The following is a 284-nucleotide window of genomic DNA, read 5'->3' as shown; positions in this document are numbered from 1 at the left end:
CGAGAAGCTGAAGACTGAAGCCAAGGTGCTGTGAGGGAGACGGACGAAATGACGAATCTGGTTAATCTGGTAATAGCAGAACACGACAACACGTCGATCAAGACCGCGACGCTAAACACGATCGCAGCGGCGCAGAAGATTGGCGGTGACGTTCACGTGCTGGTCGCCGGCCACAACGCGCAAGCTGCGGCGGATGCGGCAGCGAAGATTGCAGGCGTTAGCAAGGTATTGCTGGCCGACGCGCCGCAACTCGAAGCGGGCCTCGCGGAAAACGTCGAAGCGAC

1 pseudogene is annotated in these 284 nt (G+C 59.2%); it reads left to right on the top strand.

The window, feature by feature from the left end:
* Positions 1–57: 57 nt before the first annotated feature.
* Positions 58–284, top strand: a pseudogene (locus CIC12_RS12490) (electron transfer flavoprotein subunit alpha/FixB family protein); the annotation flags it as partial.

Origin of the sequence: Paraburkholderia sp. SG-MS1, assembly GCF_012275575.1 — a bacterium.
Classification (GTDB): domain Bacteria; phylum Pseudomonadota; class Gammaproteobacteria; order Burkholderiales; family Burkholderiaceae; genus Paraburkholderia.
This window is presented reverse-complemented; position numbering and strand designations above follow the sequence as displayed.